Genomic DNA, 12354 nt, shown 5'->3' on the forward strand with positions numbered 1-12354 from the left:
CTTTTCTCAAGGAAGGTGCCAATATCGGCGGTGGAAGGGGGCGCTGCCTTACCGTTGTTTGGACTTTCCGGTCCCCGTTGTCCGCAAGCACTCGATTACTGTGCCGCGCGCGTTTGGGGTTCGAAGGGATCATCCCGTACGCACGGCTTCAACTGAAGGCAGCGGGATCGACGTGATCCGCGAGCCTTGCCCGGAAATGGGAGCCTCTTTGAAGCCATGGAACCTCCAGCGGGATCGCAACAACCCAGACATGCCCGCAAGAAGGATGCGGGCGTTCGTTCGTATGAGTTTATCCCGCAGGCGAGATGTCTGCTCTGCCGTTCAGGGCTCCTGATGATGCGGTTGCGGACAGTTGCCGATCCGTCAGCGGGAGGGTGCGGCATTACAATGGATGTCCATGGCCGCTGCGGGCAGGAAGGGCGACACTCATCCCATGAACGTGTTCGGCAACAGCGCCGTGGCGAGTCCGTTGAGGTTCTCTCGCAGCGCGTCTCGTGACGACGGCCCGCCGAGATTGACCCGCAGGTATTCGCCCGGCTCGCCATAGACGGTAAACGCATCCGAAGGCATCAGCCCGATAGGGCGACGCGCCATGCGGGCGAGGATATCAGCGCGGGTGACGCCTGTCGGCAAGCTCAGCCAGATGTTGAACGCATTTTCTGCAGACAGATAGGTGTGTCCGGCCAGAACCTCATCTGCGATGGCTTGCCTTGCGGCGGTTTCGGACCGAATGAAGCGCCGGATGCTGTCGGCCGTGCCATCCTCGATCCATTGCGTGGTCAGGGCCATGGACAGTGGCGAGGGCATCACCGAGAGCGCGCGGATCGCCTGCGACAGGTGGTGGGCGCAGCGCGGGGTCGGGGCGATGGTATAGGCCAGCCGCAGCCCGGCTCCGATGCATTTTGCGAGCCCGCCAATGTGCCAGGTCAGGTCCGGCGCGGACAGTGCGATCGGGGCAGGGGTGCGCGCGGGAATGAACCCGTAGGCATCGTCTTCGATCAGATTGAGGTCGTGGTGGCGCAGCCGTTCGGCAATGGCCAGTCGGCGATCCTCGGGGATCGTCAGCGTCGTGGGGTTCTGAAGCGTCGGGTTAAGGTAGAGCGCTTTTGGCGCGTGCGTCCGCACAGCTTCGTCGAGGGCTTCGGGCAGTATGCCTTTCTCGTCCCCGGCGATGCCGATGAGTTTCAGCTGAAGTCGCCCGCAGATATTGCGGATACCGGGATAGGTGATGTCTTCGCACAGGATCACTTCGCCGGGCCGGGCGATGACCGACAGGATCGCCGTCATCGTCGCATGGGCGCCGGGAGTCACTGCGATCCGGTCGAGGGAGGGCACCATCCCCCGCATGCTGAGCCAGCTGGAGGCGGCGACGCGGTCGCGTTCCGATCCGGTCGAGGACTGGTATCGCAACAGGTCGATCAGGTTGTTCGACACATAGCCCAGCCCCTCCTGCATCCGCCGCCGCAGTTCCGGGTCGACCGGTTCCGGCGGCATGTTCATCGCCAGATCCTCTTCGCGGGCGCGGGCGGGATCGGGGGCGGCGCTGACAGAGGTGCTGCGGACGAAGGTGCCGCGGCCGACGTGGCTTTCGACATGACCGCGCGCCTGCGCCTCGGCGTAGCCGCGGGAGACGGTGGTGAAGTCGATCTTCAGCCGCTCTGCGAGACGGCGCTGCGGCGGCAGGCGGTCGCCGGGTTTCAGGCGCCCGGCACGGATGTCGGCGGCGAGGGCTTCGGCGATGGCGATGTAGCGCGGCTTGCCGCTTTCGATATCCGCAGGGGTCCAGTCGATCATTATTTACTCCGTTCTGGGTCGTCCCTACAGAAACCCGCCGAAAAATTGAAGCGGATTGTATGGATTATTGGGGGTAATTGATTCGTGTGGTATGCTGGTGACACACCGGATCGAATGCGCCAGACAGAATGTGATTATGCGGCGGGCATGTTTGGCCTTTGTTTGCTTGGGTTATGGGCAAAATTGAATCTGGAATGTGCATTTAATTGTATGTAGATTGAACTGTTGATTGATTCATACAATTTTGGCGGCGCACAGATGGTCATCCCTCAGCAAGGAGAACATCATGCCCGCAGTCACCCAGGAAGCGCACAAGGACGGCGACTATTTCGTCAATTACGAAGAGAAGGTCTTCGAGGACGTAAAGGCTGAGGAAGGCGAGAAAGCCCTCGTCACCTTCCACACCGTTGCCTTCGAAGGCTCTATCGGCCTCGTGAACATCCTCAATGCCATCCGCCTGAACCGGAAGGGCTACGAGACCTCGATCCTGCTTTATGGACCCGGCGTCACGCTCGGCATCCAGCGCGGCTTCCCGACGCTGGGCGACGAAGCTTTTCCCGGCCATCAGAACTTTGCCGTGAACCTCAAGAAGTTCATGGGCGAGGGCGGCAAGGTCTATGCCTGCCGGTTCGCGCTTCAGGCGCTCTATGGCCATGGGGAGCCGTCGCTGCTGCCGGGCATCACGCCGATCGCGCCCCAGGACGTGTTGGACTGCATCCTTCTGCACAAGAAGGCGAACGCGGTGATCCTGGATACCTGGACCGTCTGACTCCTTGAGGGCGCATTGCCCCTCATCGCCGGGTCGTGCCTTTGCCGACCCGGCCTATTCCGAACGGAGGTCTTCCATGCGAACGGACACGATCCGCGCCGCAGCCGTCCAGATTGCCCCCGACCTGTCGGGCCGGGCTGGCACGATCGAACGGGTGCTGAACGCGATTGCCGAAGCCGCCGACAAGGGTGCGCAGTTCATCGTCTTCCCCGAGACCTTCGTGCCCTACTACCCCTATTTCTCGTTCATCCTTCCGCCCGTGCAGCAGGGTGCCCCGCATATGGACCTGATCGCCGAGGCGGTGGTCGTGCCGTCGCCGGAAACACAGGCCGTCGCCGATGCCGCCGCCAAGCGCGGCGTGGTCGTGGTGCTGGGCGTGAACGAACGCGATCACGGATCGCTCTACAACACGCAACTGATCTTCGATGCAGACGGCACACTGGCGCTGAAACGGCGCAAGATCACGCCCACCTACCATGAGCGCATGGTCTGGGGCATGGGTGACGGTGCGGGGCTGAAAGTCGTCGATACCGCTGTCGGGCGCGTCGGGGCGCTGGCCTGCTGGGAGCATTACAACCCGCTCGCCCGCTACGCGCTGATGACCCAGCACGAGGAGATCCACGCCGGTCACTTCCCCGGCTCCCTCGTCGGGCCGATCTTCGGCGAACAGATCGAGGTCACGATGCGCCACCACGCGCTGGAGGCCGGGTGTTTCGTCGTCAACGCGACCGGCTGGCTGACCGAGGAGCAGATCGCCGAAATCCACCCCGATCCAAAATTGCAGAAGGGGATCCGCGACGGCTGTATGACCTGCATCATCTCGCCCGAGGGGCGGCATCTGGCCGAACCTCTGACCGAGGGCGAAGGCATCCTGATTGCCGATCTCGATATGCGGCTGATCGCCAAGCGCAAGCGCATGATGGACAGCGTCGGCCATTACGCGCGGCCTGAACTTCTGAGCCTGCTGCACGACACCCGCCCTGCCGTGACCCGTCACTCCCGCGACGGCGCGCCCTTTCCCGACCCCGCCGAACAGGAGGACCAGGATGTCTGACCTAGCCCAATCCGATCTGATCAACGAACTGCAGACCCACGGGATGCGCCTTGTCGATCCCCGCGCGGGACAGGAAAGCCGCCGGGGCGGGGCAGGGCCGTCGGACCACAAGGCGATCACCATCGGCGACACCACGGTGATGATCCCCGTCCACACCGCGCCGAGCTTCGAGAGCCCCTACCTCGTCGAGGCCCCGGACGACACCGGCGCCGCCCGGGTGACGCGCGATGGCGAGGAAGTCGCGCGGGTCCGCTTCCCGACCAAGGCGAAGTTCTATGCTCTGAAGACCGCCGACGGCATCCCCTACAGCCAGATCGCCGCGCTGCATTCGCGCGACGTGCTGGCGACGACGGTGCTTCAGACCTGCATCCGCTATGAAAGCCGCAAGAAGACCTGCCAGTTCTGCGCCATCGGCCAGAGCCTCGCGGCCGGCCGCACCATCGCCCACAAGACGCCCGAGATGCTGGCGGAGGTCGCGAAGGCGGCGGTCGAGCTGGACGGCGTGAAGCATATGGTCCTGACGACCGGCACGCCCAGGGGCAAGGACCGGGGCGCGCAGGTCATGGTGGACAGCGCCCTTGCGATCAAGTCCGCGGTCGACCTGCCGCTGCAGGGCCAGATCGAACCGCCCGAGGATGACATCTGGCACCAGCGCATGTTCGATGCGGGCATCGACACGCTTGGCATGCACCTTGAGGCGGTGACGCCCGAGGTGCGCGAAAGGATCATGCCGGGCAAGGCCTCGGTTCCCGTCGAGAAGTACCTCTCCAGTTTCGAGGCGGCGGTGAAGGTCTTCGGGCGCGGCCAGGTCTCGACCTACATCCTCGCCGGTCTGGGCGACACGCGCGAGGCGATCCTGTCGATGGCCGAGGTGCTGACCGACATGGGCGTCTATCCCTTCGTCGTGCCCTTTGTCCCGATCTCGGGCACGCCGCTGGAAAGCCATCCGACGCCGTCGTCGGAGTTCATGGCCTCGATCCTCCGGCCCCTCGGACAAATGATTGCGCGAAATGGCATCCTGTCGTCGGACATGAAAGCGGGCTGCGGCAAGTGCGGCGCGTGTTCGGCCCTCTCGACCTACGAGAAACTGGCCCCCACGCCGGAGCGGAGGATCGCATGATCGAGCTTGAACCGCGCGCGTTCCACTGCCCCGGCTACTACATCCGCGCGGCCTCGAAACGGTTCGAGGCGGATGGCGCGCAGGCACTTCGGCACCGCACCTTCGTCGAGGAGCAGAAGATATTCCCCGACCATGACCGGGACGAGATCGACCTGATCGCCACGCATCTGGTGGCGCTGTCGACCTATGCGCACGAAGCCGATCAGGTGGTCGGCACGGTCCGCATCCACGAGGAAAGCCCGCGCCTCTGGTGGGGCTCGCGCCTTGCCGTCGACCGCGATTTCCGGGCGGTGAGCCGTCTTGGCACCGAACTGATCCGGCTGGCCGTCTGCACGGCGAATGCGCGCGGCTGCGACATTTTCCTTGCCCACGTTCAGATGCAGAACGTGCGTCTGTTCGAAAAACTGCACTGGACCGCGCTGAAGGAGGTCACGATCCACGGCACGCCGCATATGAAGATGCAGGTGGATCTCACGAAATATCCGCCCTGCGCCGATCCGGTCGTCGGCTGGTATCACCGCACGCAACGCAGGGCTGGCTGATGATGCACCCTGTCCCCTCCGCCGTTTCCGCCATGGCCGAGGCGTTGCGCGAACATCCGTCCATCCGATCCAAGCTGGGCATCGCGGACGCGACTCGGGCGCTTGGCCTCGACGCCGCCAGCGCGGGCCGTGTGGGCGACGACGCCGCCGCCCTGCCGAACGGCGACGGCTGGGACCTGATCGCTGGCGAAGGATTCATCCCGGCCTTTGTCGCGGATGATCCATGGTTCGCGGGCTGGTGCGCCGTGATGGTGAACCTGTCGGACATCGCGGCCATGGGAGGGCGGGCGACGGCGCTGGTCGATCAGGTCTGGGCGCCGGATGCTGAAATCGCCGCGCCCGTGCTGAAGGGGCTGAGGGATGCCTGCGCCGCCTTTGGCGTGCCGCTGGTTGGCGGGCATACGAACCTTGCCGCGCCGTCGATCGGACTGGCGACCTCGGTCTTCGGCAAGGCCCGCGCGCTGATCACCAGCTTCGATGCGCGGCCGGGCGATGTGCTAATCGCCGCCGTGGATCATCGCGGGGCCTATCGCAACTTCGACAACTTCTGCGCCGCGCTCGACGCCCCGCCAGAGCGGTTGCGCGGCGATCTGGAACTGCTGCCTGCACTGGCCGAAGAGGGGCTGGTCGCGGCGGGAAAGGACATCAGCCAGGGCGGGATCGTCGGCACGGCGCTGATGCTGGCCGAATGCTCCGGCGTCGGGATCGAGATCGAGATTGACGCCGTGACGCCTCCGCCGGGCATCGCCGTGGACCGATGGCTGCGCAGCTTCCCCAGTTTCGGCTTCCTGTTGGCTGTCGCACCCGACAAGGCCAATGCGGTCACGACCCGCTTTGGCGCGCGTGACATCGAGGCCGCCGCTATCGGTCGGATCAGCAGCGGCAGCTCCGTTACCCTGATCCAAGGCGGCGAACGTGCCCTTTTCTGGGATCATGCCGCCACGCCATACCTCGGCCTGACCGGAGGCGCGGATGCCTGAAACCTTCTGGACCGTGCGCTGGCCCGACGGCACGGAGGAGCAGCTTTATTCCCCGTCTTCCGTCGTAACCGAGCTTTTCGAACCGGGGACGCGCTACCCGGTTCCAGATTTTCTGCACCGGTCCCGCATGGCGATGCAGAGCGCCTCGAACCGGGTCAAGGCCCGCTACGGCCACCCATGTTCGCTGGCCATGGGCCAGCTGGACCGGATCGAACAGCGGGTGGCCGGGCTCGACCCCGAAGGGGCCCCGGTCACATGCCTGAAGATCACCCAATGAGGAGTGAGACGATGAAAGACACCCAGACACCGCATAGCCCGGTCGTAATCGTCGGCGGCGGTCAGGCGGGCCTCTCGACGGCCTATTGCCTTGAGCAGAAAGGGATCGAAAGCATCGTCTTCGAACGCAACAAAGCGTTCCATTCCTGGAAGGTGAACAGGTGGGACAGCTTTTGCCTCGTCACTCCCAACTGGCAATGCCGCCTGCCGGATTTCCACTATGACCGTGACTATGGCGGGACCGATCCAGACGGTTTCATGCTGCGGGATGAGATCACCGACTACCTCGACGCCTTCCTCGACCGCGCCGCGCCCAACCTGCACGAAGGGGTCGTCGTGACCCGCGTTGCGCCCGTGGATGGCGGTGGATTTGTCGTTGAGACCAGCATCGGCGCCTGGACCTGCGATCAGGTGGTGATCGCGACCGGCGGATATGACACGCCGATCGAGCCGCCTTACGCGCAGGACCTGTCGCCGGACATTTTCCAGATGCACTCCGTCGATTACCGCAACGTCGACCAGTTCCCCGATGGCGGCGTGCTGATCGTCGGCACCGGTCAGTCCGGGGTGCAGCTCATGGAGGATTTCACGCGCGCCGGCCGCGACGTGCATCTCGCCGTCGGGCCCGCGCCACGGAGCCCGCGCAAATACCGGGGCCGGGATGCGACGGACTGGCTGTATGACGCCGGACACTACGATATCACCATCGACCGCCACCCCGATCCCGTGAAGGCGATGACCCAGACCAACCACTACATGTCCGGCCGCGATGGCGGCAAGGAGATCGACCTGCGCCGCTTCCACCTCGAGGAGGGAGTCTCGCTTTACGGCTCGCTCGCGGACATGGTTGGCACGACTGTGCGTTTCCTCCCGGACCTGAAGAAAAACCTCGACGATGCGGACCGATCCTATGTCGGAATTCGTGACCAGATCGACGCCTACATCGCGCGTGAAGGGATCGATGCGCCCGCGGAACCGGGCTTCGAGAAGGTCTGGGAACCGGAGCAGGAAATCACTGAGGTCGATGTGGCCGATCAGGGCATCACCTCGGTTCTCTGGGCCATCGGGTTCCGGCCGGATTATTCCTGGATCGAGGCGGATGTCTTCGACGCACGCGGCAAGCCGGAATACACGCGCGGCGTGACCGCACAGCCGGGGTTGTATTTCGTAGGGTTGGGCTGGCTGAACACCTGGGGCTCAGGCAGATTCCTGGGGATCGAGGAGGACAGCAAATACCTTGCAGACTGTATCGCTTCAGCTTGCCGGGATGCCTCGGACCCTGTTGCCAGGTGAAGCCTGCGACAGGCCTGCGCGTCCCGCGTTTCCCCAGCAGGCGGGGCGGCATTGAAGCGCCGCCGTCCCCTTCGGCCTGCTTTCGGACGATCGGCTACTGTGGTGCGTTCCACAATTCTGATCGTTGAAATCCACGAGCCGGAAGTTCGAATGGAGGAGGGGGCTCTGCCCCCGTCGCGGCCTGAAGGCCACGACTCCCCCCGAAGTATTTTTGACCAGAAGAAGCCGGGGATCCTGTTCGGGTGGAGAGGTCAGTGCGGTGTGGTGGTGCCCCGGCGGTCAGTCGTATGGGCCGCCGCCAAGGGCGCGGCGGGGTTTGGTGTCGGTGGGCGGCAGGGGGATGAAGTCGCTTTCGTCGCCGGGCACCGTTTCGAACCGGCCGCGGCGCCATTCCTCCTGCGCCTGTTCGATGCGTTCCTTGCGGGAGGAGACGAAGTTCCACCAGATCCAGCGCGGGCCTTCCATCGGTTCGCCGCCGAAGAGCATGATCCGCGCGCCACGGTCCGAGCGGACGACGATCTGGTCGCCGGGGTGCAGCACCAGCAGGCGGGCGGCGGGGAAGGTCTGGCCGCCGATCTCGATCTCACCCGAGATGGTGTAGATGGCGCGCTCCGTCACCGAGGGCTCGATCGCCACCCGTGCGCCGGGGGCGAGCTGGATGTCGGAATAGAGCGTCTCGGAAGTCGTGGCGAGGGGCGAGGAGGCGCCGAAGGCGGAGCCGGCGATCAGGCGGGCGGTGACGCCGCCGTCCTCGAGGACCGGCAGCGACTCGGTGCCGTGGTGCATGAAGGCGGGATCGCTTTCCTCCTGCGCCTCGGGGAGCGCCACCCATGTCTGCAGGCCGAAGAGTTTCTGGCCGGTCCTGCGCCGCTCGGGGTCGGTGCGTTCGGAATGCACGATGCCGCGCCCGGCCTTCATCCAGTTGACCGCGCCGGGCAGGATCTCGGCATCGGTGCCGAGGCTGTCGCGGTGGCGGATGCTGCCGTCGAACAGGTAGGTCACGGTGGCGAGGTTGATGTGCGGATGGGGGCGCACGTCGATGCCCTGGTCGGTCAGGAATTCCGCCGGGCCCATCTGGTCGAAGAAGATGAACGGTCCGACCATCTGGCGCTGCGTGGTCGGCAGCGCGCGCCGCACCTCCAGCCCGCCGAGGTCGACGGCGCGGGGGATAACCAGCGTCTCGATGGCATCGACCGAGGCCGGGTCGCCGAGGGTGGGATCGGGGCAGGGGCTCCAGCTCATGTCGTGTGCTCCTCAGCTGTTCAGGACGTCCTGCCATTCGGGATGGCGGGCGATCTGCGCCTTGGCGAAGGGGCAGAGCGGGAGGATCTTCTTCCCTTCGGCACGGGCGTCCTCGACCGCGCGCAGGACCAGCGCCTGCCCGACCGAGCGGCCGCGCAGGGCGTCGGGGACCTCGGTGTGGTCGATGATGATGAGGCTTTCACCGGCGCGCGAATAGGTCATCTCGGCCTCGTGCCCGTCGACAGTGACGACGTAGCGGCCCTTGGAGGCGGTTTCCTCGCGCTCGATCTGCAGGGTATCGGAGGTTGGCTCGGACATGGTCGCTCCCTTCGTCGCCGGTGGCCGCACGGAGGCGCGGCAGCGTTGTGCGGCATCCTGTCGCGATCCGCGAAGCGAAGTCCAGCCGGGGCCGGGCGGCGCGGTCTCACGAGGCCGTTATCGCCGCAAGCCTCAGCGCAGGATCGGCGGCTTGTCCGGGTCGGAGCCGGGTGCGGTGCGGGCGGGCGTTTCGGGGGCGGCGGGCTTGGGCAGGTCGATCAGCAGGCCGCGGCGCGCGAGGGCCGCGGCCCTGGGGTCGGTCGCGGCGAAGAAGGCGACGTCCATCTCGCCCGCCTCGACGCCGGAGAAGGTCAGCGCCTCGCCCGCGGCACGGGCCAGCGCGGCCTCGGCACCGGGGCGGGTGTCGACGAAGGCGAGCATGTGGCCGCGCCGTCCGGCTTGGTCCTCGGTCCCGACGAGGTAGGCGGACTCGGCCAGACCGCCGGTCAGGCCTAGCTTGGTGTCCAGCGCCTCGAGCAGGCGGTCGGGCAGGCCGCGCGGAGTGTGGAAAGCCGCGATCCGCGCCTCGGTTTCCTGAGGGCTGTGGCCGAGGGTTTCGGCCAGCCACGCCACCGCCTCGGGCGGGAGCATGATGGACGACGGCGCGACCTCGAGGTTCAGGCCCAGGCCGATGCCCTGACCGGCGAGCATCCCGGCGATCACCCGGCCGGGCAGCGCGGCATAGGGCGCTTCGCGGCCCGTGAAGGCGGCCAGCCGTTCCTCGGTGTCGAAGACGAGGATCCAGTCGGCATCGGAGAGGGTGAAGATCTCGGGCGACAGCTTGTCGTCCTTCGCTTCCTGCGTCAGCAGCATGAACAGCTCGTTGTCGGCGAGGCGCTCGTAGAACTTCAGCCGGGCCGCATCGTCCTGGGGTGCGGCTTCCATCGCCGCATGGGCGCGGTCGAGCGGGGTGTCGGTCATGCGAGCGCTTCCTTCACTTGTGCCTGCAGCACGGGGATCAGTTCGGTTTCGAACCACGGGTTCTTCTTCAGCCACCCGGTATTGCGCCATGAGGGATGAGGCAAGGGGAAGGCGCCGGGCGCGTGGTCGCGCCATGCGCGGACGGTTTCGGTGACGGGGGTCCGCAGGCCGAGGTGGTAGCGGTGCGCGTGGGCGCCGATCAGCAGGCGCAGGTGCAGGTCGGGGAGCGTGTCCATCACCGCGTCGTGCCACGTGGCCGCGCAGAGGCGGGGCGGCGGCAGGTCGCTGCCCTTGGCGTCGTATCCGGGAAAGCAGAAGGCCATCGGCACGACGGCGATGCGGGACATGTCGTAGAACGTTTCGCGGTCCACCCCCATCCAGTCCCGCAGCCGGTCGCCCGAACGGTCGTCGAAGGGCCGCCCGCTTTCATGGACGCGGATGCCGGGGGCCTGTCCCGCGATCAGCAACCGCGCGCCGGGGCGGAACCAGACCACCGGGCGCGGCGCGTGGGCGGTGCGGGTCGTGGCGAAGCGGTCGGCACAGAGACGGCAGGCGCGGATGCGGTCGGGCAGGGGGGCGGTCATCGCGGAAAGGTGGGTCCGGGCGGGCGCGGCGTCAACGGCGCAGGGCGCCGCTCTGGATCTGTCGGCGACATCGCGGCGATTGTGCGACGCAGGGAAAGGACCTAATCCGGAAAAAAACAAAAAGGGATGGGGACACATGTATCGCGTGTGGAATTTTCTGACCAGCTATTCGCTCCTGCTCATCATCGGCGCGCTTCTGGCACTGGTGTGGGCGAACACTTCGGCGGACAGCTACCACCACTTCGTGGAGTTCGTGATCTGGGATCATGCGCCGATCGGGCACCTGCATGACGGCCACCGGACGCTGACGCTGCACTACCTCGTCAACGACGTGCTGATGGCGCTGTTCTTTGCCATCGCGGCCAAGGAAGTCTGGGAAGCGGTGATCCTCGAGGAAGGCTCGCTGCGCGGCAAGAAGGCGGCGACGCCGCTGTTCGCCACGGCGGGCGGGATGCTGGGGCCGATCGTGGTCTACCTCGGGATGGCGTGGTTCCTGTGGAACGACACGTTCCATGACGTCGCGAACGGCTGGGCGATCCCGACCGCGACGGACATCGCGTTCTCCTACCTCGTCGGACGGATGGTGTTCGGCGCGGGGCACCCGGCGGTGCGGTTCCTGCTGCTGCTGGCCATCGCGGATGACGCCGCGGGGCTGATCATCCTCGCGATCTTCTATCCCTCGGGCGATCTGGCCCCGGCCTGGCTGCTGATGTCGCTGGCGGCGGCCGTGGGGGTCTTTGTCCTGTTCAACTGGCTGCCGCGCCGGATGGACGTGGGCAACCAGGACCGGCCCAATTCGACATGGGTGCGCGAGAAGCTGGGCTTCTGGCCTTATGCCATCGCGGGCTGCATCAGCTGGTACGGGTTCCAGGAAAGCGGGATCCATCCGGCGCTGGGCCTGCTGCCGATCGTGCCGACGATCCCCCATGCCGACCGCGCCTTCGGTATCTTCAGCGAGGCCGAGCAGTATCTGACCGACCTGCTGAACCATATCGAGCATGCACTCAAATATCCGGTCGAGCTGGTGCTGTTCCTCTTCGGCCTGCTCAACGCGGGGGTGGTGTTCAGCTCCATCGGCGAGCCGACGTGGCTGGTGCTGGGCGGTCTGCTGATCGGCAAGCCGGTCGGGATCGCGCTGTTCGGGATTGTGGGCGCCCATGTGCTGAAGCTGGGTCTGCCGGCGGGGATGCGGACCATCGACCTTGTCGTCGTCGGCTGCGTCGCGGCGATCGGGTTCACCGTGTCGCTGTTCGTCGCCTCGGTCGCCTTCGATCCGGGCCCGGTTCAGGACGCAGCCAAGATGGGCGCGCTGTTCAGCTTCTTTGCCGCGGCGGTGTCCCTCGTGGTGGGTCAGCTGACGCGGGTCGAGAAGGTCCGGGCCTGACGATTCTGGCGGCGCCCGGAGGGAATCCGGGTGCCGCTGTCCACGTGACGGGGATTGTCACGTGACAGCAGCGGGAT

At 66.0% G+C, this 12354-nt stretch carries 13 protein-coding genes; 8 read left to right on the plus strand and 5 right to left on the minus strand.

Going from position 1 to position 12354, the window contains the following annotated elements:
- Positions 1-426 precede the first annotated feature (426 nt).
- Positions 427-1794, minus strand: a complete 1368-nt coding sequence (locus tag ATO6_RS06000; protein WP_088622984.1) for a PLP-dependent aminotransferase family protein — start codon at positions 1792-1794, stop codon at positions 427-429.
- A gap of 286 nt (positions 1795-2080) precedes the next feature.
- Between ATO6_RS06000 and ATO6_RS06005 the strand changes: the two genes are divergently transcribed.
- From ATO6_RS06005 to ATO6_RS06035, 7 genes are all read left to right on the plus strand, one after another.
- Positions 2081-2563: an MSMEG_0572/Sll0783 family nitrogen starvation response protein gene (locus ATO6_RS06005; protein ID WP_088622985.1), complete on the plus strand. Its 483-nt coding sequence runs from the start codon at positions 2081-2083 to the stop codon at positions 2561-2563.
- Between the two features lie 76 nt (positions 2564-2639).
- Positions 2640-3617 carry a Nit6803 family nitrilase gene (locus ATO6_RS06010; protein ID WP_088622986.1) on the plus strand — a complete coding sequence of 326 codons (978 nt, stop codon included), beginning with the start codon at positions 2640-2642 and terminating at the stop codon, positions 3615-3617.
- Positions 3610-4737, plus strand: coding sequence for an MSMEG_0568 family radical SAM protein (locus ATO6_RS06015; RefSeq protein ID WP_088622987.1), 1128 nt, complete (start codon positions 3610-3612; stop codon positions 4735-4737). The genes ATO6_RS06010 and ATO6_RS06015 overlap by 8 nt, the downstream gene beginning before the upstream one ends.
- Positions 4734-5279 carry an MSMEG_0567/Sll0786 family nitrogen starvation N-acetyltransferase gene (locus ATO6_RS06020; RefSeq protein WP_088622988.1) on the plus strand — a complete coding sequence of 182 codons (546 nt, stop codon included), beginning with the start codon at positions 4734-4736 and terminating at the stop codon, positions 5277-5279. The genes ATO6_RS06015 and ATO6_RS06020 overlap by 4 nt, the downstream gene beginning before the upstream one ends.
- Positions 5279-6259 carry a sll0787 family AIR synthase-like protein gene (locus ATO6_RS06025; protein ID WP_254919076.1) on the plus strand — a complete coding sequence of 327 codons (981 nt, stop codon included), beginning with the start codon at positions 5279-5281 and terminating at the stop codon, positions 6257-6259. Before ATO6_RS06020 ends, ATO6_RS06025 begins: the two co-directional genes overlap by 1 nt.
- A complete protein-coding gene (locus ATO6_RS06030; protein ID WP_088622989.1) occupies positions 6252-6536 on the plus strand; it encodes an MSMEG_0570 family nitrogen starvation response protein in 285 nt (94 codons plus the stop codon). Before ATO6_RS06025 ends, ATO6_RS06030 begins: the two co-directional genes overlap by 8 nt.
- Before the next feature lie 11 nt (positions 6537-6547).
- Positions 6548-7828 (plus strand): MSMEG_0569 family flavin-dependent oxidoreductase, encoded by a 1281-nt coding sequence (locus ATO6_RS06035; RefSeq protein WP_088622990.1) that lies wholly within the window; start codon positions 6548-6550, stop codon positions 7826-7828.
- 279 nt (positions 7829-8107) lie between these two features.
- Here ATO6_RS06035 and ATO6_RS06040 read toward each other — a convergent pair whose 3' ends face one another.
- The 4 genes from ATO6_RS06040 to ATO6_RS06055 form a co-directional block, all read right to left on the minus strand.
- Positions 8108-9070 (minus strand): pirin family protein, encoded by a 963-nt coding sequence (locus ATO6_RS06040; RefSeq protein WP_088622991.1) that lies wholly within the window; start codon positions 9068-9070, stop codon positions 8108-8110.
- Between the two features lie 12 nt (positions 9071-9082).
- Entirely contained in the window at positions 9083-9388 is a 306-nt protein-coding gene (locus tag ATO6_RS06045) for a GNAT family N-acetyltransferase (RefSeq protein WP_088622992.1), read from the minus strand.
- 132 nt (positions 9389-9520) lie between these two features.
- A complete protein-coding gene (locus ATO6_RS06050) occupies positions 9521-10309 on the minus strand; it encodes an SseB family protein (RefSeq protein ID WP_088622993.1) in 789 nt (262 codons plus the stop codon).
- Complete coding sequence (locus ATO6_RS06055; RefSeq protein WP_088622994.1) at positions 10306-10893, minus strand: uracil-DNA glycosylase family protein; 588 nt, start codon at positions 10891-10893, stop codon at positions 10306-10308. The genes ATO6_RS06050 and ATO6_RS06055 overlap by 4 nt, the downstream gene beginning before the upstream one ends.
- Positions 10894-11029: 136 nt before the next feature.
- On the opposite strand from ATO6_RS06055, the gene ATO6_RS06060 reads away from it, so the two are divergent.
- The gene (locus ATO6_RS06060) at positions 11030-12277 is read left to right on the plus strand and encodes a Na+/H+ antiporter NhaA (protein WP_088622995.1); all 1248 of its coding nucleotides are present in this window, start codon (positions 11030-11032) and stop codon (positions 12275-12277) included.
- Positions 12278-12354: the final 77 nt, after the last annotated feature.

The sequence above is a fragment of the Oceanicola sp. 22II-s10i genome, from assembly GCF_002210105.1.
Taxonomy (GTDB): domain Bacteria; phylum Pseudomonadota; class Alphaproteobacteria; order Rhodobacterales; family Rhodobacteraceae; genus Pseudooceanicola.

Excerpts from the sequence above, each read along its gene's own strand:
- ATO6_RS06030 (WP_088622989.1), top strand. The coding sequence starts at position 6,252 with ATGCCTGAAACCTTCTGGACCGTGCGCTGGCCCGACGGCACGGAGGAG.
- ATO6_RS06060 (WP_088622995.1), top strand. The coding sequence starts at position 11,030 with ATGTATCGCGTGTGGAATTTTCTGACCAGCTATTCGCTCCTGCTCATC.
- ATO6_RS06015 (WP_088622987.1), top strand. The coding sequence starts at position 3,610 with ATGTCTGACCTAGCCCAATCCGATCTGATCAACGAACTGCAGACCCAC.
- ATO6_RS06020 (WP_088622988.1), top strand. The coding sequence starts at position 4,734 with ATGATCGAGCTTGAACCGCGCGCGTTCCACTGCCCCGGCTACTACATC.
- ATO6_RS06005 (WP_088622985.1), top strand. The coding sequence starts at position 2,081 with ATGCCCGCAGTCACCCAGGAAGCGCACAAGGACGGCGACTATTTCGTC.
- ATO6_RS06040 (WP_088622991.1), bottom strand. The coding sequence starts at position 9,070 with ATGAGCTGGAGCCCCTGCCCCGATCCCACCCTCGGCGACCCGGCCTCG.
- ATO6_RS06010 (WP_088622986.1), top strand. The coding sequence starts at position 2,640 with ATGCGAACGGACACGATCCGCGCCGCAGCCGTCCAGATTGCCCCCGAC.
- ATO6_RS06045 (WP_088622992.1), bottom strand. The coding sequence starts at position 9,388 with ATGTCCGAGCCAACCTCCGATACCCTGCAGATCGAGCGCGAGGAAACC.
- ATO6_RS06025 (WP_254919076.1), top strand. The coding sequence starts at position 5,279 with ATGATGCACCCTGTCCCCTCCGCCGTTTCCGCCATGGCCGAGGCGTTG.
- ATO6_RS06055 (WP_088622994.1), bottom strand. The coding sequence starts at position 10,893 with ATGACCGCCCCCCTGCCCGACCGCATCCGCGCCTGCCGTCTCTGTGCC.
- ATO6_RS06035 (WP_088622990.1), top strand. The coding sequence starts at position 6,548 with ATGAAAGACACCCAGACACCGCATAGCCCGGTCGTAATCGTCGGCGGC.
- ATO6_RS06050 (WP_088622993.1), bottom strand. The coding sequence starts at position 10,309 with ATGACCGACACCCCGCTCGACCGCGCCCATGCGGCGATGGAAGCCGCA.
- ATO6_RS06000 (WP_088622984.1), bottom strand. The coding sequence starts at position 1,794 with ATGATCGACTGGACCCCTGCGGATATCGAAAGCGGCAAGCCGCGCTAC.